Source organism: Allobosea sp. NPDC055332, assembly GCF_053645455.1.
Map to the genome: position 1 here is coordinate 186357 of NZ_JBSHMO010000002.1, position 19463 is coordinate 205819.

At 67.1% G+C, this 19463-nt stretch carries 26 protein-coding genes; 8 read left to right on the plus strand and 18 right to left on the minus strand.

Going from position 1 to position 19463, the window contains the following annotated elements; translation table 11 throughout:
- Positions 1-4: 4 nt before the first annotated feature.
- Genes ACWIGM_RS09460 through ACWIGM_RS09480 form a run of 5 tightly spaced genes read right to left on the minus strand, consistent with a single transcriptional unit; the run spans position 5 to position 2652 of the window.
- Positions 5-646 carry a uracil-DNA glycosylase family protein gene (locus ACWIGM_RS09460; RefSeq protein WP_454025687.1) on the minus strand — a complete coding sequence of 214 codons (642 nt, stop codon included), beginning with the start codon at positions 644-646 and terminating at the stop codon, positions 5-7.
- Complete coding sequence (locus ACWIGM_RS09465; protein ID WP_454025688.1) at positions 643-1110, minus strand: hypothetical protein; 468 nt, start codon at positions 1108-1110, stop codon at positions 643-645. The genes ACWIGM_RS09460 and ACWIGM_RS09465 overlap by 4 nt, the downstream gene beginning before the upstream one ends.
- Positions 1107-1562, minus strand: coding sequence for a hypothetical protein (locus tag ACWIGM_RS09470; protein WP_454025689.1), 456 nt, complete (start codon positions 1560-1562; stop codon positions 1107-1109). Before ACWIGM_RS09470 ends, ACWIGM_RS09465 begins: the two co-directional genes overlap by 4 nt.
- 14 nt (positions 1563-1576) lie before the next feature.
- Positions 1577-2038, minus strand: coding sequence for a hypothetical protein (locus tag ACWIGM_RS09475; RefSeq protein ID WP_454025690.1), 462 nt, complete (start codon positions 2036-2038; stop codon positions 1577-1579).
- A gap of 2 nt (positions 2039-2040) precedes the next feature.
- A complete protein-coding gene (locus ACWIGM_RS09480) occupies positions 2041-2652 on the minus strand; it encodes a glutathione S-transferase family protein (RefSeq protein WP_454025691.1) in 612 nt (203 codons plus the stop codon).
- Positions 2653-2815: 163 nt separating this feature from the next.
- On the opposite strand from ACWIGM_RS09480, the gene ACWIGM_RS09485 reads away from it, so the two are divergent.
- The gene (locus tag ACWIGM_RS09485) at positions 2816-2983 is read left to right on the plus strand and encodes a hypothetical protein (RefSeq protein ID WP_454025692.1); all 168 of its coding nucleotides are present in this window, start codon (positions 2816-2818) and stop codon (positions 2981-2983) included.
- A gap of 4 nt (positions 2984-2987) precedes the next feature.
- On the opposite strand, the gene ACWIGM_RS09490 is transcribed toward ACWIGM_RS09485, so the two are convergent.
- Both ACWIGM_RS09490 and ACWIGM_RS09495 read right to left on the minus strand, forming a co-directional pair.
- Positions 2988-3908 carry an AEC family transporter gene (locus ACWIGM_RS09490; RefSeq protein WP_454025693.1) on the minus strand — a complete coding sequence of 307 codons (921 nt, stop codon included), beginning with the start codon at positions 3906-3908 and terminating at the stop codon, positions 2988-2990.
- Between the two features lie 160 nt (positions 3909-4068).
- A complete protein-coding gene (locus tag ACWIGM_RS09495) occupies positions 4069-4620 on the minus strand; it encodes a thermonuclease family protein (RefSeq protein WP_454025694.1) in 552 nt (183 codons plus the stop codon).
- Positions 4621-4705: 85 nt separating this feature from the next.
- Here ACWIGM_RS09495 and ACWIGM_RS09500 point away from each other — a divergent pair, with 85 nt between their 5' ends.
- Positions 4706-6226 carry a sensor histidine kinase gene (locus ACWIGM_RS09500; RefSeq protein WP_454025695.1) on the plus strand — a complete coding sequence of 507 codons (1521 nt, stop codon included), beginning with the start codon at positions 4706-4708 and terminating at the stop codon, positions 6224-6226.
- 3 nt (positions 6227-6229) lie between these two features.
- On the opposite strand, the gene ACWIGM_RS09505 is transcribed toward ACWIGM_RS09500, so the two are convergent.
- Together ACWIGM_RS09505 and ACWIGM_RS09510 are read right to left on the minus strand one after the other, a co-directional pair.
- Positions 6230-6694, minus strand: coding sequence for a GNAT family N-acetyltransferase (locus ACWIGM_RS09505; RefSeq protein WP_454025696.1), 465 nt, complete (start codon positions 6692-6694; stop codon positions 6230-6232).
- A gap of 34 nt (positions 6695-6728) precedes the next feature.
- The gene (locus ACWIGM_RS09510) at positions 6729-7076 is read right to left on the minus strand and encodes a winged helix-turn-helix transcriptional regulator (RefSeq protein WP_454025697.1); all 348 of its coding nucleotides are present in this window, start codon (positions 7074-7076) and stop codon (positions 6729-6731) included.
- A gap of 107 nt (positions 7077-7183) precedes the next feature.
- Between ACWIGM_RS09510 and ACWIGM_RS09515 the strand changes: the two genes are divergently transcribed.
- From ACWIGM_RS09515 to ACWIGM_RS09525, 3 genes are all read left to right on the plus strand, one after another.
- Complete coding sequence (locus ACWIGM_RS09515; protein ID WP_454025698.1) at positions 7184-7888, plus strand: glutathione S-transferase family protein; 705 nt, start codon at positions 7184-7186, stop codon at positions 7886-7888.
- A gap of 103 nt (positions 7889-7991) precedes the next feature.
- Positions 7992-8228 (plus strand): AbrB/MazE/SpoVT family DNA-binding domain-containing protein, encoded by a 237-nt coding sequence (locus tag ACWIGM_RS09520; protein WP_454025699.1) that lies wholly within the window; start codon positions 7992-7994, stop codon positions 8226-8228.
- Positions 8225-8629 (plus strand): PIN domain-containing protein, encoded by a 405-nt coding sequence (locus ACWIGM_RS09525; protein WP_454025700.1) that lies wholly within the window; start codon positions 8225-8227, stop codon positions 8627-8629. The genes ACWIGM_RS09520 and ACWIGM_RS09525 overlap by 4 nt, the downstream gene beginning before the upstream one ends.
- A gap of 7 nt (positions 8630-8636) precedes the next feature.
- Here ACWIGM_RS09525 and cobT read toward each other — a convergent pair whose 3' ends face one another.
- On the minus strand, positions 8637-9668 hold the full coding sequence (gene cobT / locus ACWIGM_RS09530; protein ID WP_454025701.1) for a nicotinate-nucleotide--dimethylbenzimidazole phosphoribosyltransferase: 1032 nt from the start codon (positions 9666-9668) through the stop codon (positions 8637-8639).
- A 107-nt stretch (positions 9669-9775) separates the two neighbouring features.
- On the opposite strand from cobT, the gene ACWIGM_RS09535 reads away from it, so the two are divergent.
- Positions 9776-10624 (plus strand): adenosylcobinamide-GDP ribazoletransferase, encoded by an 849-nt coding sequence (locus ACWIGM_RS09535; protein ID WP_454025702.1) that lies wholly within the window; start codon positions 9776-9778, stop codon positions 10622-10624.
- The gene (locus ACWIGM_RS09540) at positions 10621-10821 is read left to right on the plus strand and encodes a DUF1289 domain-containing protein (protein ID WP_454025703.1); all 201 of its coding nucleotides are present in this window, start codon (positions 10621-10623) and stop codon (positions 10819-10821) included. Before ACWIGM_RS09535 ends, ACWIGM_RS09540 begins: the two co-directional genes overlap by 4 nt.
- On the opposite strand, the gene ACWIGM_RS09545 is transcribed toward ACWIGM_RS09540, so the two are convergent.
- The 8 genes from ACWIGM_RS09545 to dusA all read right to left on the minus strand — a co-directional run bounded on the left by ACWIGM_RS09545 (position 10778) and on the right by dusA (position 18108).
- On the minus strand, positions 10778-11245 hold the full coding sequence (locus tag ACWIGM_RS09545) for a GNAT family N-acetyltransferase (RefSeq protein ID WP_454025704.1): 468 nt from the start codon (positions 11243-11245) through the stop codon (positions 10778-10780). The genes ACWIGM_RS09540 and ACWIGM_RS09545 overlap by 44 nt on opposite strands.
- A 10-nt stretch (positions 11246-11255) precedes the next feature.
- Entirely contained in the window at positions 11256-12089 is an 834-nt protein-coding gene (locus tag ACWIGM_RS09550; protein ID WP_427364032.1) for a sulfite exporter TauE/SafE family protein, read from the minus strand.
- Positions 12090-12255: 166 nt separating this feature from the next.
- Positions 12256-12762, minus strand: a complete 507-nt coding sequence (locus ACWIGM_RS09555) for a DsrE family protein (RefSeq protein ID WP_454025705.1) — start codon at positions 12760-12762, stop codon at positions 12256-12258.
- A gap of 24 nt (positions 12763-12786) precedes the next feature.
- Entirely contained in the window at positions 12787-13404 is a 618-nt protein-coding gene (locus ACWIGM_RS09560; RefSeq protein WP_454025706.1) for a hypothetical protein, read from the minus strand.
- Positions 13405-13412: 8 nt separating this feature from the next.
- Entirely contained in the window at positions 13413-14447 is a 1035-nt protein-coding gene (locus ACWIGM_RS09565; protein ID WP_454025707.1) for a TAXI family TRAP transporter solute-binding subunit, read from the minus strand.
- 59 nt (positions 14448-14506) lie between these two features.
- The gene (locus tag ACWIGM_RS09570; RefSeq protein WP_454025708.1) at positions 14507-16417 is read right to left on the minus strand and encodes a coiled-coil domain-containing protein; all 1911 of its coding nucleotides are present in this window, start codon (positions 16415-16417) and stop codon (positions 14507-14509) included.
- 230 nt (positions 16418-16647) lie between these two features.
- The gene (locus ACWIGM_RS09575; RefSeq protein WP_454025709.1) at positions 16648-17091 is read right to left on the minus strand and encodes a PaaI family thioesterase; all 444 of its coding nucleotides are present in this window, start codon (positions 17089-17091) and stop codon (positions 16648-16650) included.
- Positions 17092-17106: 15 nt separating this feature from the next.
- Complete coding sequence (gene dusA / locus ACWIGM_RS09580; RefSeq protein ID WP_454025710.1) at positions 17107-18108, minus strand: tRNA dihydrouridine(20/20a) synthase DusA; 1002 nt, start codon at positions 18106-18108, stop codon at positions 17107-17109.
- Positions 18109-18221: 113 nt separating this feature from the next.
- Between dusA and ACWIGM_RS09585 the strand changes: the two genes are divergently transcribed.
- Complete coding sequence (locus tag ACWIGM_RS09585) at positions 18222-19283, plus strand: site-specific integrase (RefSeq protein ID WP_454025711.1); 1062 nt, start codon at positions 18222-18224, stop codon at positions 19281-19283.
- The last annotated feature ends 180 nt before the right edge of the window (positions 19284-19463 follow it).

Consider the following 19463-nt stretch of genomic DNA (forward strand, 5'->3'; position numbering starts at 1 on the left):
GCGCTCAGCCCGCCAGCCGCGCCACCTCCGCCCGCAGCACCGGCACCAGCTCGGCCTCGAACCAGGGGTTCTTGCGGAGCCAGCCATTGTTGCGCCAGGACGGGTGCGGCAGTGGCAGGATGGGCGGCCGGCGCTCCCCAGCGAAGATGTTGCGCCAATCGGCGACGGTCGCCGTCAGGTCGGCCGCCGCCTTCGGCCCGAGATGCCAGGCTTGCGCATAACGGCCGATCACCAGCACGAGCTCGATATGTGGCAGGGCCGCGAGCACGCGCGTCCGCCAGGTTGGGGCACATTCGCGACGCGGCGGCAGGTCGCCGCCCTTGGCATCGAGTCCCGGAAAGCAATGGCCCATCGGCACGATCGCGACGCGCGAGGCGTCGTAGAAGCGGGCCTGGTCGAGGCCGAGCCAATCGCGCAGGCGATCGCCGGAGCGGTCGGTGAAGGGCCTGCCGCTGGCATGCACGCGGGTGCCCGGTGCCTGGCTCGCGATCAGCAGGCGGGCGCTCGCCTCCGCCTGGACCACGGGACGCGGCTGATGCGGCAGCGGCGGGCCGTAGAGCGGCGCATCGCGGCAGATCCGGCAGGCCCGCAATTCGGCGAGGACATCGTCGAGCGCCTCCGGCGAGCCCGTCCTATGCCCGCTCATCGTCCAGCCAACCGCTCCCGGCGCCGGCCTTGCGAGATCAAGCCGTCGCAATACCAGGCCGGAACCCTGCCGGCATGCTTCTGCGGATCGCCGGGCTGGACGGAGAAGAACCCGACGATGCTGCCGCTGACGACGCTGCGCGGGACGTAGAGCGTGCCGCTGCGCTCGACGGTGAAGCAATGGGTCTGGCGCGTCTCGACCGGGCCGTAATAATAGCAGATCGCATCCTGCGTCGTGGTCCAGCAGGCATCGCGGTTCGGCGTGTCCCGATCCCGGTTGTAGCCGCTCACCCGTCCATCCTCGTGATGGTACTCACTGAAGGTCTCGCCACTGCTGTAACGTCCGGTCACCGTGTTGCCCTCGACCAGCTGACGCATCTGCTCGCCGGTCAATCGCTCGACAGCGAGCGTCTTACTCCCCCAGGTCGAGAGCCCGAGAAGCAGCGCCAGCGCGAGGAGCCTCACCGCGAGGCGACCCGCGATGACATCGCCGGCGGCGGCGCGTTCGAGATCAGCCCGTCACAATGCCAAGCCGTTGCCTTGTCGGCGTGTTTCTCGGGATCGCCGGGCTGGACGGTGGCGATGCCATTGATGCGACCGGAGCGGTAGGTCTTCAGCACATAGAGCGAGCCGCTGCGCTCGACCCAGAAGCAATAGGTCCGGCGCGTCTGGTGCGGGCCGTAATAATAGCAGACGGCATCGTCTGTCGTCGTCCAGCAGGCGTCGGTGTTGGGTACATGCCGGTTATGGCCGGTCGCGCGGCCATCCTTGTGGTGGTACTCGCTGAACGGCGGTCCATTGCCGTAGCGGCCGGCGACGGTGTTGCCCTCGAAGAGCTGGCGGATCTCCTGGCCGGTCAGACGCTCGACCGCATCAGCGGTCGTCGCGCCAACGCAGAGGGCCAGCAGCGCCGCCATCGTCCCGAGCCGGATCACCGTGCCGCGACCCGCCGCGACATCGGAAGCTGCGGCCCGCGCGAGATCAGCCCATCGCAATACCAGGGCTTGCCGCCATCGGTATGGTTGCGCGGGTTGGCGAGCTCGACGGTCGCAATCGCATTGATCCGGCCATTCTCAAGGTTGCGCAGGATATAGAGCCGGTCGGTGAGCTCCACGGTGAAGCAATGCGTCGTCCGATCCTCCGGCGGGCCGTAATAGTAGCAGACGGCATCGCCCTTGGTGATCCAGCAGGCGTCGCGGTTCTCCTGCCAGCCATTATTGCCGAGCGCCCGCCCGTCGGGATCGTGATATTCGGTGAAGAAGCCACCGCCGGTATAGCGGCCGCTGACGGTGTTGCCGGTGAAGGCCCGGTTGATCTGCTCGCCCGTCAGCTTCTCGGCCGCCGTGGCCGCCAGCGGGAGCATCAGCGCGAGCAGAAGCGTCAGCAGACGCATGATCAGGCCTTCCAGCTCGGCCGGGCCGAGAGCTCGCCATGCCAGCGCCGGATGTTGGCGAAATCCTCCGGCAGCGGAATGCGCGAGGGCTTCATGAAGTCGATGGCGATGCCGGCGGTGATGTCGGCCACCGTCAGCTCGTCGCCACAAATGAAGCGATTGGCGCCGAGCTGCAGGTCGAGCAATACGAGGTGATCGTCGATCAGCTCGCGATTGGCCTCGGCCCATTCCGGCACCTGGTCCTCGAGTTCGGCCATGGCGGGATGGCTGTGGCGGAACACGGCCGAAACGGCCGTGAACAGCCCGAGCTCGATACGGCGGTTCCACATCTCGATCAGCGCCGCCTCCTTCGGCGCGGCGCCGAACAGGGCCGGCGCCGGGTTGAGGCTCTCGATATAGCGACAGATGGCGATGGTCTCGGCCAGCGCCGTGCCGTCCTCCAGCAGCAGCACCGGCAGGCGCTGCGACGGGTTGATGCGCGTGAACTCCGGCGTCCGATGCTCCTTCCTAGCCATGTCGATCGGCACCAGCTCGGGCAAGGGCACGCCCTTCTCGGCAAAGAAGATGCGGACCCGCCGCGGATTGGGCGCGCGCCCGCCATCATAGAGCTTCATGCCCTTAGCCTTTCGCCGTCTCGGGACATGGCGGTTTCACGGTGCCGCCGCGGCCCTGTCAAGAGTTCAGACCGCAAAGACGGCGGCAAGACGACGCGCCGACGACGGGGAGAGGAACAATGCAGCCCTTGCCACGATTGTGGTCCAGGAAGGGGCAACCGTCATGCCGCAGGATTGGAGCTTCCCGCAGAATTGGGGCTTCGTCGTCTGGATCGTCATCCTCGCCGTCCCGGTGGGGTTGATGCTCGCGACCTTCTGGTCGCGCTCGCGGGAATCCGGCGCAGCGCGGCTGGACGGCCCACGCGACGACGATCCGCGCGAGCCGTTGTGATCGCTCAGCCCGGCGCGAGCAGAATCAAGGCAAGCGGCACCGCGACTGCCGCGACGACGGTCTGCAGCGCGCAGATTCCGGCCATGAGCGGCGCATCGCCGCCAAGCTGGCGCGCCATCACATAAGAGGAAGAGGCCGTCGGCAGCGCCTGGAACAGGATGGCGAGCGTCGCCGCCTGGCCACCAAGGCCGAAGCCCCTCAGGGCCGCATAGGTCGCGAGCGGCATCAGCACGAACTTGGCGAATGAGGCGACCAGCGCCGGCTTCAGCCCGCGCCCGAGCGCGCCCCAGTCGAGCGCCGCGCCGACGCAGAGCAGGCCGATCGGCAGCGAGGCCTGGCCGAGCGCCTTGAGACAACCCTCGATGCCGGGCGGCAGGCCGAGGCCACTGAGCTGGATCGCGATGCCGAGCACGCAGGACATCAGCAGCGGATTGAGGGCAAGCCCCCGGAGAATGCCGCGCAAAGTCGGCTGGGCCGAGCCCCAGCGGGCAAAGACGAGGACGCAGAGCACATTCACCGTCGGCACGATCGCGGCATTGGCGACGGCAGCGAGCGGCAACGCCGACGCTCCGAGCATGCTACCGGCCGCGCTCAGACCGACATAGTTGTTGAAGCGGATGCCGCCCTGGAAGACCGAGGTGAAGGCGGCGTCGCTGTAACCGAGCCAGCGCTTCGCCAGCACGAGCACCGCCGCGACCGCGATGATCGCCGCCATCAGCGTCAATGCCAGTTCGGCGACAGGCAGCCCCCTGAGATCGGCCATCGCGAGAGCATGCGTGAAGAGGGCCGGCAGGAGGACATAATAGCTCAGCCGCTCGGCCTGCGGCCAGAACGCGTCCGGCAGGAAGCGCAGGCGGCGCATGGCATGCCCCAGCGCGATCAGCAGCGCGATCGGCGCGAGGGCGAGCAGAATGGCGCCGATCATGCCGGAAATTCCTGTCGGCTGGCGGATAGCGGCGTCATGCGGCAACGAATCCGGGGAGAGCACAAGAAGGAGATGATCCTTCTTTAGGTCGCGGCCGTCGAAGACAAAAATGCCAATGCAACCAGCCGCCTCGACGAAATTCGCATAGCCGGCACGGGCGTCAGCGCGGATGGCTGCGGCGCCATTCCTCCGGCCGCTCGAAGCTTAGCGCCCAGATGCCGCGCCCGGCTGCCTTCGCCTCGGCCTCCTCGGTTTGGTAGGCGCCATAGGAGACCGCGTTGCCCTGGCGCACCAGCGCCGCATTGATCTCGGCATCGCCTTGCTTGCAGCGCGCCAGGCCACGGCCATAACGATCGGCGCGCGAGATCGTGCAGCTGACATTGCCGAGCGCCAACATGGCAGCGAGCGCGCGCCTGGCCTGCCGGCCGCAGGCGACCTCGCCGCCATTGCGATCGCGGCAGCTCTGCCGGTATTCCGGCGCATCGATGCCCTCGAGGCGCAGCTCCTCGCCGAGGAGCCTCAGCGAATCACCATCGATCGCCTCGGCGGCTCCGGCGAGGCTGCGACCGGAGCCAAGCCGGTATTGCAAGACAGCGCCGCCAATCGCCAAAAGCACAAGGAATCCAAGGGCTACGACGAAGTCGACCGAACGGCCGACCCGCCGCCAGCCGAACAGGCCATAGTTACTTGTCCTGAATCCGAACCGCGCCATCAGGACAAGCTTAACGATTTCTCGCCAATCATGGCGAGCCGCGGCGCGCCAGTGTGCCGAGGCCTGGAGTCGTTTGCCTCGGACCATGGCGGAATTGACAGCCGAACAGGTGCAGCGCGGTCGCGGACCCGATCCGACCGTGCTGGCGCGCCGCAAGCTGATCAACCGCGAGGTCCGGTCGGCGCGCGAGAAGCTGACCTCCTCGACCGGTCTCCAGCGGGCTTTCGACTACGAACTCGTCCGCGTCTTCGCGCAATATCGGCTTAACGGCTCGGCCGGCACGCTGGTGCTCGCCTTCCTGGTGGCGGCGGCCGCCTGCGTCTGGGTGCCGTTCTACTCGGTCTCGGGCTGGCTCAGCCTGGTGGTGCTGACCACGGGCTTCACCGCCGTGCTGTGCCGGCGCTTCCTGGCCGAGCCGTCCGCAGCCGCCCGCATCGCCTTCTGGCGCAAGCTGCTGCCAGCCGCCGAATTGCTGCACGGCCTCTCCTGGGCCCTGCTGGCAAGCCTTTTCGTCGGTGTCGATGCGCCCGGTGCCCGCTTCTTCCTGATGACGGCGTTCCTGATCGTCAGCGCGCTCACCGTCACGCTCGCAGCGACGATCCCGATCGCGGTCTATTCCGGCCTCGTGCCGATCGTCGGCGCGATCGTGCTTTTCTTCACCGCTCGCACCGACATCGACAGCGTCACGATGCTGCTGATGGCCGCCTGCGCCCAGCTCTTCTTCGTCTTCCTGACCAACCGGCTCTATTCCGCCTCGGTCGAAACGATCGAGTTCCGCGCCGAGAAGGACGCGCTCATCGCCGAGCTCGAAACCGCCAAGGCCAACTCCGATGAAGCCAGACGCAAGGCGGAGGAAGCCAACCTCGCCAAGTCGCGCTTCCTGGCGACGATGAGCCACGAGCTGCGCACACCGCTCAACGCCATCCTCGGCTTCTCCGAGGTGATGAAGAACGAGGTGTTCGGCCCGCATGCCAACGCCTCCTACAAGGAGTATTCCGGCGACATCCACGCCTCGGGCCAGCATCTGCTCACCCTGATCAACGAGATCCTCGACCTCTCGCGCATCGAGGCCGGCAAATACGAGCTCAACGAGGAGGCGATCAGCCTCGCCGCCATCGTCGACGACGCAGCGCATATGCTCAACCTGCGCGCCAAGGCCAAGGGCCAGACGATCCGCCAGGCGACCGAGCCGGAGCTGCCGCGGATCTGGGCCGATGAGCGCGCCGTCCGCCAGGCGGTGCTCAACATTCTGGCGAACGGGATCAAGTTCACGCCGCAAGGCGGCGAGATCTCGATCAAGGTCGGCTGGACCGCCACCGGCGGGCAATATGTCAGCATCACCGATACCGGCCCCGGCATTCCCGAGGACGAGATCCCGGTGGTGATGCAGACCTTCGGGCGCGGCTCGCTGGCGATCAAGACGGCCGAGCAGGGTTCGGGTCTGGGGCTGCCGATCGTCAAGGGGCTGATCGACCTGCATGGCGGCGGCTTCCGCATCAAGTCGAGCCCGCGCGCCGGCACCGAGGTGACGATCACGCTGCCCGCCGAGCGCGTGATGGACACCCTGCCCGCCCTGCCGGAGCCCGGCGAGCGCTCGGCCGCCTGAAGCTCAGAGCGCCCGTCTGAAGACCGTATGCCCCGAACGGCTAGCGACCTTGTCGTAGAGTTCCGCCGCCGTCCGATTGTCGACCTGCATGTGCCAGTAGACCCGCAAGGCGCCCTCGGCACGGGCGAGATCGTAGAGCGCTTCCACCAGCCGCCGGCCGACCCCGCGCCGGCGTGCCGCTTCGGCGACGAAAAGGTCGTTGAGGAAACAGACGGGCCTGTCCGACGAGGTCACCGGATGGAAGACCGCGTGGACGATCCCGGCAAGCGCGCCATCATGAACGGCCACCAGAGCCCGCATCTGACCGGCAGCCAGAAAGCGTGCGAAGGTCGCGTCGGTCACGTCTGCAGGCGGCGGCGGGCCGCCGAACGGGCCATGCGCGTGATAGCCGATCCACAATATCTCCCAGCCGGAGCGATCGCCGGCTTCGAGTGACCGGATCGTCACATCGCTCCTGTCGTCTGTCATCCGTTCCGCTCGTCAATTCCAAGCCGGCGCATCGCTAGGCGACCTTCGGCAGGACCGTCGTCCTGCTGCGCTCGGCTTCGGCCTCTTCCCACCAGTCGCCGAGCGCATCGATCAGCGGCACGAGGCGCAGGCCCGCTTCCGTCAGCTCGTAATCGACCCGGCGCGGATAGCCGTCATGGTCGATCCGGCTGACGATGCCGGCCGCCTCGAGCTTGCGTAGCTCCAGCGCCAGCATGCGATGCGAGACGGTCGGGTTGTCGCGCCGGAGCTCGCTGAAGCGCTTGGTGCCGTCCTTCAGATAGTAGAGCAGCAGGGTCGGCCAGCGACCGCTCAGCACCCGCATGACGCCTTCGATCGAGCAGTCGGACACGACGTCCTTCATGGTTCGTTCCGCCTGGTTACAGAAATGTGCGTAATTTACATGGGGCGGCGGATGACTAGGTTCCACCCCGCTGCGCAGCGTTTCCCGACCCAAATGGAAAACGCAAGATGGAACCGATCCTCGTTTATGGCTACCCGGCCGGCACCTCGATGGGCCTGGTCGCGGCTCTGGAATGGCTTGGCCAGCCCTACAAGCTCAGCCGCGTCGACATGCTCGGCGAGATGCGCGAGCCGCCCTACAAGCGCATCAACCAGCGCGTCGAAACACCGGTGCTGATCACCGATCAGGGCCGCCCGCTCACCGAGACGATGGCGATCGCCGCCTATCTCGAGGCGCGCGACAAAGAGCGGCGGATCAGCTTCGATCCGCTCTCGGCCGAAGCCGACCGGATGCACCAGCTGATGGGCTTCCTCAACACCGGCTTCACCGGCGCCTTCACGCCGCTCTGGGTCGCGCTGGAGCTGCCCGAGCCCGATCCTGATTTCGAGGCGGCGCTGCGCCGTTTCGGGCGTGAGCGGGCAATCGAGCGCCATGACAGGCTGGAGGAGATGCTGACCGGCAGCCGCTGGCTGGCCGGCGACAAGCACTCCCTGGCCGACGGGCTTCTCGCCGGCGTCGCGCGCTGGCTCGAATACCATGAGGTCGCCGACCTCGCGCGCTGGCCGAAGCTGCAGGCGCTGCGCCAGCGGGTCGAAGCCGATCCGGCTGTCACCTTCGCGGCTGCGCTGGAAAACGGCGAGACACCGGCCGGCAACGGCGCCTTCAAGGGCCATGTGCCGCTGGCCGAGGTGATCGAGCGCTTCGGCGCCTGACAAGCGAAAGACGCGCCGGACCGAAATGTCCGGCGCGTCTTGTATGCTGGATCGCAGCTCCCATGATATACATGGCCCGTGTATATCAAGCAGGAGGCGATCCATGCAGGTCGCACGTTGGGGCAATAGCCTCGCTATCCGGATACCCACCGCCGTCAGTGAAGCGTTGGCCCTCAAGGAAGGCGACGATGTCGAGATCCGCATCGCGGACGACCGCACCTTCCTGATCGCCCGCGACGAGCGCAAGCCGCGCGCTCTCGCCCGGATCCGCAGCCTGCGCAAGCCGCTCCCGCCCGGCTGGCGTTTCGATCGCGACGAGGCCAATGAGCGCGCGCCGTGACCCGCGCCTTCCTCGACAGCAATGTGGTCGTCTACGCTTTCAGCGACGATCTGCGGAACGCCGTGGCGGAGGAGCTGCTCGGTCGCGGCTGCGAGATCAGCGCCCAGGTGCTGAACGAGTTCACCAATGTGGCGCGGCGCAAGCTCGGCTTTTCATGGACGGAGATCACCGATGCGGTCGAGGCAATCACAACGCTAAGCCGGAACGTCCATCCGCTTGACCTTGCCACGCACCTGGACGCGATCCGCCTAGCCGAGCGGCACGGATTCAGCTTCTACGACGCGCTGATCGTCGCCAGCGCACTGCGTGCGGACTGCGCGGTCCTCTACAGCGAAGACCTGCAGCACGGCCTTGTCGTCGAGGAACTGTTGCGGATCGAGAATCCGTTCCGGGCGGAATAGCCCGGCCCTACTCGCCCTTCTGCGAGACCTGCGCCTGGGCGAAGGTCGCCATGCCGGAATGCACGCCGGCCGCCGCCTTGACCAGGCCGGCGGCGAGGGCCGCGCCCGTCCCTTCGCCGAGCCGCATGTCGAGCGCCAGCAGCGGCTGCTTGCCGAGCTTGATCAGTGCCTGCGCATGCGCGCCCTCGGCCGAGAGATGGCCGGCGATGCAATGGTCGAGCGCGGAGGAATCGAGGGCGTGCAGGATCGCGGCGGCTGCAGTGACGACATAGCCGTCGAGGATTACCGGGATGCGCTGCAGGCGGGCGGCGAGGATCGCGCCGCAGATCGCCGCCATCTCGCGGCCGCCGAAGCGGCGCAGCACTTCGAGCGGATCGCCGAGATGGTTGGCGTGGCGCCTCAGCCCGGCCTCGACCGCGGCGATCTTGCGTTTCAGGCCGTCATCGTCGACGCCGGTGCCGCGGCCGCACCATTGGGCGGCACCGCCGCCATAGAGCGCGGTGAAGATCGCGGCGGCCGAGGTCGTGTTGCCGATGCCCATCTCGCCGAGCGCGAGCAGATCGGCGCCGCCGGCGAGCGCCTCCATGCCGAAGGCCATGGTGGCGACGCAGGCGCGCTCGTCGAGCGCGTCTTCTTGCGTGAAATCGCCGGTGGGCAGGTCGAGCGCGAGGTCGAAGACCTTGAAGCCGAGATCATAGGCGGCGCAGATCTGATTGATCGCGGCGCCGCCGGCAGCGAAGTTCTCCAGCATCTGGCGCGTCACGCTCTGCGGAAAGGCCGAGACGCCCTGGGCGACGACGCCGTGATTGCCGGCAAAGACGCAAACCAGCGGCCGGTCGACCCGCGGTGGCGCCTTGCCCTGCCAGGCGGCGAGCCATTCGGCGATCTCCTCCAGACGGCCGAGGCTGCCGGTAGGCTTGGTCAACTCCTTGTCGCGGGCGCGAACGGTGTTGGCCGCCGCCATATCGGGGCCAGGCATGTTGGCGATGAGGTTGCGGATATCGTCGAAAGGCAGGCCGGAGGCGGGCATCGCAGACATCTGAGGAAGCCGATCTTGAAAACCTGAGGAATCGGGCAGCGCGAGATCGCCGCCGCGCAGCCGCTGCTGCTATAGGCTGGAGCGGACGAAGACAATCCGAGGGCGGCGTGACGCAAACCGACAGCGATGATGCGACGCAGGTGACGCCGCCCGCCTGGCCGGGCTGGCTGATCGCGACCGCGACCTGCATCCGCTTCTACTCGCGCCTGCCGGTGCCGGCGCTGCCGGGCGAGAATGCGCATGGGCTGCCGGATTTCCGGCTGGTGCCGCGTGCCCTGCCCTTCGCCGCGCTGGTGATCGCGGCGCCTGCGGCACTGATCGTGCTGCTGGCTGGGCTTGCCGGCGTCAATGCACTGCTGACGGCGGCACTTGCCGTGACGGCGCTCGTCGTGACGACCGGTGCCTTCCACGAGGACGGTCTCGCCGACAGCGCCGACGGGCTGTTCGGCGGGCATACGCCGGAACGGCGATTGGAGATCATGAAGGACAGCCGCGTCGGCACCTTCGGAGCGCTGGCGCTCGGCCTGTCGCTGCTGCTGCGGGTGAGCGCACTCGCGGCGATCCTGCAGGGTGCGGGGGCGTGGGCTGTGGCGGCGGCCGTGCTCGTGGCGGCGCCCTGGTCGCGCGTCGAGGGCGTCCGCATCCTCGCGACAGGCGAGCCAAGCCGGAGCAGCGGCGCTTCTGCTTCGGTCGGGCAGCCCGAGCGGTCGGTGCTGCCGGTCGCCTATGGGCTATCAGGCGCCTTGGCTCTGCTCCTCATTGCCGTTGGCGCCCTCCCCCTTGCCGGCATCTTGCTGGGCCTCGCATTGTCGGCGCTGACGACCCTCTGGCTGTCGCGCACCGCCATCCGTCTGATCGGCGGGCAGACCGGCGACATCCTCGGCGCGGCGCAGCAGCTTGGCGAGATCGCGATCTATCTCGGCCTCGCTATTGTAATCGGCTGGGGCGGGCGATGAGCGCGATCTCAAGTCCCTGCATCAAGGTCTGCGTGATCGATCCGGTGAGCAAGCTCTGCCAAGGTTGCGGGCGGACCCTGCAGGAGATCGCACGATGGTCGCAGCTCTCGGAGGCCGAACGCCGCGCCATCATGGCGACCTTGGAGGCGCGCCTCAGCCCTCCGCGAGACGGGCAAGCCCCTCGCCGGTCAGCCTGAAGAAGACCTTCTCCGGCTGCGGCACCGCGCCTAAATTCTCGTAGAAGCGCAGCAGGCGCTCATTGTCGCGCGCCGCCGTCCAGTCGATCCGGCCGAGGCCGCGGGCGAGCGCGAGCCGCGCCAGTTCGGCGAGCAGCGCCTTGCCGGCGCCGAAGCCGCGCGCAGCTTCAGTTACGTAGATTTCCTTGAGGAAGCAGCCCGGCCTGAGGCCGGGCCCAGGATAGATCGCCGAAAAGGCAGCGAAGCCGACGATTGCGCCGTCATGCTCGGCGACGAGCAGTTCGGTCCCGGCCGGTCGGTTCGCCAGCCCGGCACGGATCTCGGCATCGGGCGGGCAAGCCACGCGGTAATGCGCCTGCATCTGCGCCATCACGCCGGCGAGCGCGGGATGATCGGCCTCCTCGCAGGGGCGGACGCGAACCATGGCCGTCTGCTCAGAAGATCAGCGACCAGAAGAAGCGGGCGCAGACCACCAGCAGGAAGATGCCGAAGGCGACTTCCAGCCGGCGCTTCGACAGGCGGTGCGCCAGGCGCGCGCCGATCGGCGCCGTCCAGATCGAGGTCGGGATGAAGAGCAGGAAGCCGATGAAGGAGACATAGCCGAGCGAGAGCGGCGGCAGGATGTCCATCTTCGGCCAGCCGGCATAGATATAACCCAGTGCACCGGGGATCGAGATCAGCACGCCGAGACCCGAGGAGGTCGCGACCGCCTGGTGGATCGGCCGGCCATAGAAGGTCATGAACAGGCTGGAGAGCTGGCCGCCGCCGATGCCCATCAGCGCCGAGAGCACGCCGATGATCAGGCCGTAGATCCGCATCAGGAACGGGCCGGGCATGTCGTCGCCGAGCTTCCAGCGGTCGGAGGCAAAGAGCAGGCGCATGGCGCTGGCGAAGGCGACCGCGACGAAGACCGCCTTGAACACGTCCGGCGGCGCATAACGCGCGATAAAGCTGCCGCCGAGCACACCGAGCACGACCGGCACAGCCCAGATCTTGATGATCGAGGTGTCGACCAGCCCCTTGGCGAGATGAGCCCGGTAGGAGCGGATCGAGGTCGGGATGATCACCGCGAGCGAGGTGCCGACGACGAGCGGCATGCGGACTTCCTCGGGCACGCCGATTACCCGGAAGACCTCGTAGAGCACCGGCACGATGACGGCGCCGCCGCCGACGCCGAACAGGCCGGCGAGCAAGCCGGTCACGGCGCCCGCCGCGATCAGCGACACCGCGAGGAAGATCAGGTCGTTCAGGGGAATTCCGGCGATCATCATGCACCCGAGCCAGGACAGGTCGGGCTGCTCTTAGGCTTTTGGCCGGAAAGGGCAAGGTTCAGGCGGCAAGGCAGGCATGCGCCGAGGCGGCTGCACTATTGGCGCAGCATCACGGCTGCATGAGCCTTAGAACGATCCCGACGCATCCCGCGACAGCGGCCTGTCACGGCTTGACGTAGGTCCAGCCCTTCTCCTGCAGCTCCATGACCCGGACGACGCCGGACTTCACCACCGTCGCCTCGGGGATCAAGGCGATCTCCTTGTTCTCGGCTTTGCTCATATTGCCCTGGGTGTTGCCGCAGGCCTTGAAGGAGATGGCCGGCGTGCTCAGAGCGATCGTTGAGATCCGCGCCTTCACCGGCGAGGTATCGTCGCGCAGCATGTGCAGGCCGGGACCGAAGGTGACGACCTCGATCTCCACCTTCTCACCGAGATCCTGATAGTACTGCGCGACATTGGTCGCGTTATTGAGCGCCAGATTCATCATCGCAGGATCGTTGGTGTTCACCTGCAGGATGAGCCGGTGTGCCTTCCTGTCGGGTACGGGCGGCTTCGGCGCCTGTACGGCACTCTGTTTCGTGGCCTGCGCCGTTGCAGCCGGGACCGCGGCAACGAAAGCCAGGCTGGTCAGCAAGACCGTGCCGAGAACATCTTTGAACCTGATCGTCATCGCATTTCCACCCATGGTTCGAGGTCATTCGCTACGTGGTCTGGCAATGGCGCGCGGCCATTTGCAGGCTGCGGCGACCCTGTCCCGCGCCACCTTCATTCCGGCGAGGCTGAAATACCCGTCATGGACGGCACCAGCGCGCGTGCTGAGGCGGATGGCGATGCCGCCCTCGTCGGGAAGCGACAGCAGCAGGCCGACGACGTCGCCCTTGAACGCGACGCCGGTTCCATAGGAGGGCCGGCCCGCCGCAACCGGAACGGGCTGGCTGTTGTCGAGGCGATAGGACAAGGCGTAGTCGGCGTTGCCTTCGGAGGCGGCCGGTCCGCCGAGGACCAACTCGGTCCGGCCGCCGCGGCAGTGAATGGAAAGCTGCTTCAGCGCGCCGTTGGCATCGCCTTCGGCGAAGGTGGTGGCGGTGACGATCGGCGTGTAGTCGACCGGAGATGTCGTCTCGCTGATGATCCAGCCGCCGGCCTCGCTGGGCGGACGCCGGGGCACCGTCACAGGCTGCGGCAGCTTGTTCAGGCAGGCAGGCCGCTCCGCCGGATCGAGCAGCGAGCAGGCGCGAAGCTGCGCCATCGGATCGGGTGCGCCCTGCGCGAAGGCGATCCGGCTCGCAATCTCGAACGCGACGGAGAGCATGATCAGCTTCATCGGCTCGCACGCTGCGTCTGTGCCTTGCGATCGAGCCAGTCCTGCGCAGCCGGGAAGCGGTCGAGGCCGGGAACGGTCGCGGCGAGATTGATCGACTTCCATTTGGCGTCGAAGCCCGGCGCCTGCAGCTTCTCGACACGGCTGAACAGGAGGTCGACGAAGCGCGCGACGCGCTCGTAGCGGTTGGTCTGCGGTGCCCAGTTGAACGCGACCAGGGCAGTCGGCACCGCGATCGTCGCAACCCGCTCGCCCGGCTTGATCAGCCCGGGATATTCGCCGGCCTCGAGCACCGCCGGCAGGTAGTAGTCCTCGAACTTGCTGTCATAGGCCACCGGAAGGAACTTGAAGCCGGGCTCGAAGCGTCCGCGGACGAAGGCGTCGACCGGCTTCGAGGTGATGAAGACGACAGCCGCCATCTCGCCCTTGCGCATCTGTTCGAGCGCGAGCTGGTGCGGGATGAAGGTGTTCTCGGCATTGATGCCGAGACGGCTGAAGATCAGCGGGCCCGAATAGGCGGCAGCGGTTCCGAGGGTGTTGAAGTTCACCTTCTTGCCGGCGAGGTCCTGCAGGCTCTGTATCTCGGGCCGCACGAAGACGTGCAGCTCCGAGGGGAAGAGATTGAGCACATAAGTGATCTTGCGCCGGATCTGCGGGAGCTGGGCCTTGTACTCCTCCAGCGCATCGGAGTTGATGATCGCCGTGTCGATGCCCCGCAGATAGAGCAGCGAGTTCAGGTTCTCGGTGGCGCCCCGGGTGACGATCGGCAGCACGTGCAGGTTCGGGCCGTCGTCGACGACGCGGGCCATCTCGGCTCCCAGGCGAAGAGGCGCCCCCTCCAGCAGCCCGGCTGCGAGGCCGACCGTCCAGGCGTTGACCTTGTCCTGTTCCGTCGGAGCAGGCCGGATCGTGCGTCGCGGCGAGCCGACGTTCGCCTGCGGTGTCTGCGCCTCCAGGCTGGGCGTCGCGAGCATCGGAACGAGCGCCGCCAACCCGGCCAGCAGGAGCAAGTACCGTCCAGAAGGCCTTTTCATCCCGAACTCTCCTCTAGAACGCGACCCTCAACCTCGGCGACCGAGCGCCATATCGAGCGCTACTGCGGCAGCGCGTCGACGCGCTCCTTCGCCTCCTGAATGCCCCCCAGTTGCGCCCGCGCATAAAGCTCGCGCGCCCTCGCAATCTCGCCGCGCGTGCCGTAGGTGCCCCAGGCGGACAGGATGCGGGGATCGTAGGTTTCCGCGAGCATGAAACTCGCCCGGGCGCTGCCCATTTCGGCCGCGCGCTCGAGCACGATCCGGGCAGAACCGATATCCCCCTGGCCAAGCAGCACGCCGGCCCGCGCGATCAGCCGGGCCGCCTCCGGGGTCCCCCCGCCCCCAGCGGCCGCTGGCGGCACCGCGGTGTTGGCAGCGACCAATTGCGGTGGCGGCTGGCCGGTTGCCGCCGCTTCGGCCCGGACCGGAGCCGCACTCGCAGTCCGCGCCGATGCAAGCTCCACGGCCAAAGCGGCGGAACGATCGCGCTCCTCCTGCAGCGCCTGGCGCAAATCCGCGATCCGGCTCTCCGTCGCCTGCCTGAACTGGTCCGTTTCGTCGCCTGCCTTGCGAAGTTGTGCCGCCTGCGCTGCGACCTCGCCGCGCGCCGTCGCGAGCTCGGCTGACAGCGCGGCCCGTTGAGCACGTTCCTGCTCGAGCGCCTGGCGATTACGCGCCGCTCCGGCGCTCAACTCTTCCCGGGTGGCCGCCAGCTGCGCGAGCGCCGACGTCTTCTGCCGCTCCTGCTCCTGTGCTCGCGCGGTCGTCGCGGCGTCCGCCTGCCGGAGCTGCCCCGCCTCGTCGTTCGTCTTGCGCAGCTGCGCCAGCTGAGACTCGAGCTCACGCCGCGCCGCCGCCAGCTCGGCCGATAGCGCCGAACGCTGGGCACGCTCCTCGTCGAGCGTCTGGCGATGCTGCGCCGCGTTTGCGCTCAGCGCCTGCCTTGCGGCGGCGGCCTGGGCCATCGCGGCGGTCTTTTGCCGCTCCTGCTCCTGGGATTGTGAGGCCTTGGCAGCATCAGCCTGCCTGAGTTGGCCCGCTTCCTCGCCCGCCTTTCGCAGCTGCGCGGCCTGGGCTGCGACCTCGCGCTGCGCGACCGCCAGCTCCTGCGCGAGAGAAGCCGCCTTTTGCCGCTCCTGCTCAAGGGCCTGCGCGGCCTTCACTGCTTCCGCCTGCCTGAGCTGGCCTGCCTCCTCGCCGGCCTTGTGCAGCTGTGCCGCCTGGACGGCGGCTTCGCGCTGAACGACCGACAATTCCAGCGCAAGGGCGGCGGCTTTCTGCCGCTCCTGCTCGATCGACTGCGAACTCATTGCTGTCGCGAGTTGCTTGAGCTGTTCGATGTCGTCGCCGGCGCTGCGCAGCTGCCCCGCCTGCGCCTGCAATTCGCGCTGCGAAGCCGCTAGCTGATCCGCCAGGGCGACGCGCTGCGCGCGCTCGCCATCGAGCGCCTGACGATGTTGTGCCGCGGCAGCCGCCAACTCCTGTCGTGCAACTGTGGCGTCCTGCGCCTGGGCAGCCGCCTTCTCCTGCTCCTGCCGCAAGGACTGTTCGTTCCTGCTGACCTCGGCCTGCAATTGCGCTTTCAGGGCAGCGGCGGCGCTACGGGCCTCGGCCAGATCCCGCGACATGGCGGCGGCGCTGGCGGTCTCACCCGTTGGCCGAGCGAGCGGCGCGGGCTCCCGCAACTGACCAGGTTCCGGTCGATTTGCATTCCGCGGGATGAGGAGGAGCAGGATTGCGGCCGCCACCCCGCATGCCAGGGGGATGAACCGGCGCCGCAGCGGCAGTTGGCTACGCCGATCGGGTTTTCCCGGCATGCCCTGCCGGTTGTCAGGAGCCTTGCTGCGCCCGGGCGCGGCAGGGGGCGCACTTGTCAGCGTCCAGTGAGCGCTGTCGATGGTCAGGCCCGCGTCGTTCCTGGCGACGACGGCCTTCCCATCTCCCGATGCGCTTTCGATCGCGTCGCGCATGTGGCTGACGCCTCTTGGTCGGCGGCATGGCCCTGGCGAACCGGGCGCGAGCAACTTCGTTCCGGCCGATACGAACCTCGGCGTCCATAGGGTGACGCCCGCGAGAGTGTCGACCGCGCCCTCGCTGCGATCGAGCTGACCTCAGATCGGATAGGTCCAGAAGACGGGCAAAGGGACAGGAATTTACCCGAACGGAGTACTCTGTAGCGAGCGCCCGCTCGCGCACCCGTTCAGTCGCTGACGCCCTCGCGCGCGACGATCGCCATCAGCGTCGCCGTCAGCATGGCACAGAGCTTCGGCTTGCCGTCGGTCAGCGCGAAAACCTCGGCCATGGCGAGGGTGAGCGTGCGCCCGGCCTTGACCACCCTGCCCTTGGCGAGGAGCTCGTCGCCGGTCGCCGGCGCCAGGAGATTGATCTTGAACTCGGCCGTGAGGATGCCGTTGCCGGCCGGCATGGTGGTGAGGCCGGCATAGCCGGCGGCGCTGTCGGCGATGGTCGCGACCGCGCCGGCGTGGACGAAGCCGTGCTGCTGGGAGAGATGCGCCGAAGCCGGCATGGCGATCTCGACCTCGCCCGGCGCGACGCGCACGAGCCGGGCACCGAGCGTCGCCATCATCGCCTGCTTGGCGAAGCTCGCCTCGATGCGAGCGATGAGGGCGGGATCAGTCGCCATGTCAGTCATCGGCCTTCACTCGGCAGCGATCGCGGACGGAGCCTCCCGCTCGACATGAGCGATCGCTGCGCGAAGGTCCGCAAGTCCGGCCCCGGCCGCCACGCAATGCTCGGCGAGATGGCGGCGGAACAGGCGCGAGCCACGCCGGCCCGGGAACAATCCGACAAGATGGCGGGTGAAGGCATGCAGCCGCCCACCTCGCTCGAGATGGTCGGCGATATAGGGCTCGAGCGCCTCGAGCATCGCAAAGGCATCCGCGACCGGCGCGTCCTCGCCGAAGAGCAGCGGGTCGACCGCGAGCAGCACCTCGGGATTCTGATAGGCCTCGCGGCCGAGCATGACGCCGTCGACATGCTCGAGATGCGGCAGCCATTCGCCCGGCTGGCGGATGCCACCATTGAGCGAAACGATCAGGTCGGGATTGGCGCGCTTCAGGCGATAGGCGCGCTCATAGTCAAGCGGCGGAATCTCGCGATTCTCCTTGGGCGAGAGCCCCTGCAGCCAGGCCTTGCGGGCGTGGACGACGAGGGCATCGACACCGGCTTCACGCACAGAGGCGGTCAGCGCGTCGAGCGCGACTTCCGGATCCTGGTCGTCGACACCGATCCGGCACTTGACCGTGACGGGGATGGACACCGCCGCCTTCATCGCCGCGACGCAGTCGCCGACCAGGGCCGGCTCGCGCATCAGGCAGGCGCCGAAAGCCCCGCCCTGGACGCGATCGGACGGGCAGCCGCAGTTCAGATTGATCTCGTCATAGCCGAAATCGGCGCCGATCCTCGCCGCCTGAGCCAGCAGCGCGGGATCATTGCCACCGAGCTGGAGCGCGACCGGATGCTCCATCGCATCGAAGCCGATCAGGCGCTGCCGGTCGCCGCGTACCACGGCCTGCGCCGTCACCATCTCGGTATAGAGCAGCGCGCGGCGCGACATCAGGCGGTGGACGATCCGGCAATGCCGGTCGGTCCAATCCATCATAGGCGCCACGGAAAATCTAAATACTTGATATTGCTGCATTTTTCGAGTAGTTTCAGATCGTTAGGTCGCGTCGTGTGCACTCGATTTTACGCCACGACACGCCCCAGTTTCCGGTTTTTCGATGCCTCAGTGCACACGGAGCGCACACGAAATTGGCCACCTTCACTAAACTAAAATCCGGCTCATGGAGAGCCCAGATCCGTCGCAAGGGGCAATACCTCAACGAGACGTTTCTGCGTCGCAAGGATGCCGAGGAGTGGGCGCTCGATATGGAGCGCCGCATCGATCGTCAAGAACCAGCGGTCACGCGCAAGTCGCGCGACGCAAAACTGTTCGGCGACCTCGTTGCGCTCCACCGACAGGACATGGAAGAGGTAGGGAGCAAGATCGGCCGGTCCAAGGACTTTTGCCTCGTCGCGCTCGACGAAACGCTCGGACATCTGAAGCTCGCCGAACTTGATCGCGAACGCCTGATCAAATTCGGCCGGGACCGCGCCAAGGAAGGCGCAGGACCTGTCACGCTTGGTATGGACTTCGGATACATCAAAACAGTCCTATCTCATGCTGCGGCGGTGCACGGCGTCACGACCTCAACCGAGCCTCTCGATCTCGCTCGCATCGCGCTCAAGCGGCTCGGTTTGATCGGAAAGGGCAACGAACGCGACCGCCGGCCAACACAGACCGAGATCGACCGCATTACAAAAGCGCTGGATGAGAACCCTCGGCAAAAGATTCCAGTCGGTAGGATTGTGCGCTTCGCCGTCGCGACGGCCATGCGGCAGGAGGAGATTTGCCGCGTCGAATGGCGCGACTTCGATCCCGAAAGGCGCATGCTTCTCATTCGTGACCGCAAGGATCCTCGCAAGAAGAACGGCAACAATCAGCGTATCCCTCTGCTCGAAGTATCGGGTTACGACGCATGCAAGATTATAGAGGAGCAAGGTCGCCTCTCGAGCAGTCGCGAGGGCCGTATTTTCCCCTATAACGGCCGCTCGGTTGGCACCGCCTTTCGTCGACAGTGCGCTGACCTCAAGATCGAGGATCTGCATTTCCATGATCTACGTCACGAAGGCACCAGCCGGCTGTTCGAAGCTGGCTTTACGATCGAGCAGGTCGCGCTTGTGACCGGTCACAAAGATTGGAAAATGCTGCGGCGCTATACGCACCTCAAGCCGGAAGTGCTTCACACGATCCGAGCAAGCAAAGCGGCCTGACATACATCGACGGTCAACAGCCAAACGCGCCCTCCACCAATCTCGAGATCGCCACCGCTGCTCAAGCGACTTCGCCTAGTGGAGTCCGGGTCAATTGGGGAGGGTCTGCACATTGAGTCTCACAGACGCTAGAGCAATTACGGTTCGTAGCTGACGTTCGCAATGTCTGGGCCTGGGCAC

Bases quoted from the DNA above. Each gene is read 5' to 3' on its own strand.
- ACWIGM_RS09460 (WP_454025687.1), bottom strand. From the start codon at position 646: ATGAGCGGGCATAGGACGGGCTCGCCGGAGGCGCTCGACGATGTCCTC.
- ACWIGM_RS09470 (WP_454025689.1), bottom strand. From the start codon at position 1,562: ATGGCGGCGCTGCTGGCCCTCTGCGTTGGCGCGACGACCGCTGATGCG.
- ACWIGM_RS09475 (WP_454025690.1), bottom strand. From the start codon at position 2,038: ATGCGTCTGCTGACGCTTCTGCTCGCGCTGATGCTCCCGCTGGCGGCC.
- ACWIGM_RS09480 (WP_454025691.1), bottom strand. From the start codon at position 2,652: ATGAAGCTCTATGATGGCGGGCGCGCGCCCAATCCGCGGCGGGTCCGC.
- ACWIGM_RS09485 (WP_454025692.1), top strand. From the start codon at position 2,816: ATGCCGCAGGATTGGAGCTTCCCGCAGAATTGGGGCTTCGTCGTCTGG.
- ACWIGM_RS09490 (WP_454025693.1), bottom strand. From the start codon at position 3,908: ATGATCGGCGCCATTCTGCTCGCCCTCGCGCCGATCGCGCTGCTGATC.
- ACWIGM_RS09495 (WP_454025694.1), bottom strand. From the start codon at position 4,620: ATGGCGCGGTTCGGATTCAGGACAAGTAACTATGGCCTGTTCGGCTGG.
- ACWIGM_RS09500 (WP_454025695.1), top strand. From the start codon at position 4,706: ATGGCGGAATTGACAGCCGAACAGGTGCAGCGCGGTCGCGGACCCGAT.
- ACWIGM_RS09505 (WP_454025696.1), bottom strand. From the start codon at position 6,694: ATGACAGACGACAGGAGCGATGTGACGATCCGGTCACTCGAAGCCGGC.
- ACWIGM_RS09510 (WP_454025697.1), bottom strand. From the start codon at position 7,076: ATGAAGGACGTCGTGTCCGACTGCTCGATCGAAGGCGTCATGCGGGTG.
- ACWIGM_RS09515 (WP_454025698.1), top strand. From the start codon at position 7,184: ATGGAACCGATCCTCGTTTATGGCTACCCGGCCGGCACCTCGATGGGC.
- ACWIGM_RS09520 (WP_454025699.1), top strand. From the start codon at position 7,992: ATGCAGGTCGCACGTTGGGGCAATAGCCTCGCTATCCGGATACCCACC.
- cobT (WP_454025701.1), bottom strand. From the start codon at position 9,668: ATGTCTGCGATGCCCGCCTCCGGCCTGCCTTTCGACGATATCCGCAAC.
- ACWIGM_RS09540 (WP_454025703.1), top strand. From the start codon at position 10,621: ATGAGCGCGATCTCAAGTCCCTGCATCAAGGTCTGCGTGATCGATCCG.
- ACWIGM_RS09545 (WP_454025704.1), bottom strand. From the start codon at position 11,245: ATGGTTCGCGTCCGCCCCTGCGAGGAGGCCGATCATCCCGCGCTCGCC.
- ACWIGM_RS09550 (WP_427364032.1), bottom strand. From the start codon at position 12,089: ATGATCGCCGGAATTCCCCTGAACGACCTGATCTTCCTCGCGGTGTCG.
- ACWIGM_RS09555 (WP_454025705.1), bottom strand. From the start codon at position 12,762: ATGACGATCAGGTTCAAAGATGTTCTCGGCACGGTCTTGCTGACCAGC.
- ACWIGM_RS09560 (WP_454025706.1), bottom strand. From the start codon at position 13,404: ATGCTCTCCGTCGCGTTCGAGATTGCGAGCCGGATCGCCTTCGCGCAG.
- ACWIGM_RS09565 (WP_454025707.1), bottom strand. From the start codon at position 14,447: ATGAAAAGGCCTTCTGGACGGTACTTGCTCCTGCTGGCCGGGTTGGCG.
- ACWIGM_RS09570 (WP_454025708.1), bottom strand. From the start codon at position 16,417: ATGCGCGACGCGATCGAAAGCGCATCGGGAGATGGGAAGGCCGTCGTC.
- ACWIGM_RS09575 (WP_454025709.1), bottom strand. From the start codon at position 17,091: ATGGCGACTGATCCCGCCCTCATCGCTCGCATCGAGGCGAGCTTCGCC.
- dusA (WP_454025710.1), bottom strand. From the start codon at position 18,108: ATGCAGCAATATCAAGTATTTAGATTTTCCGTGGCGCCTATGATGGAT.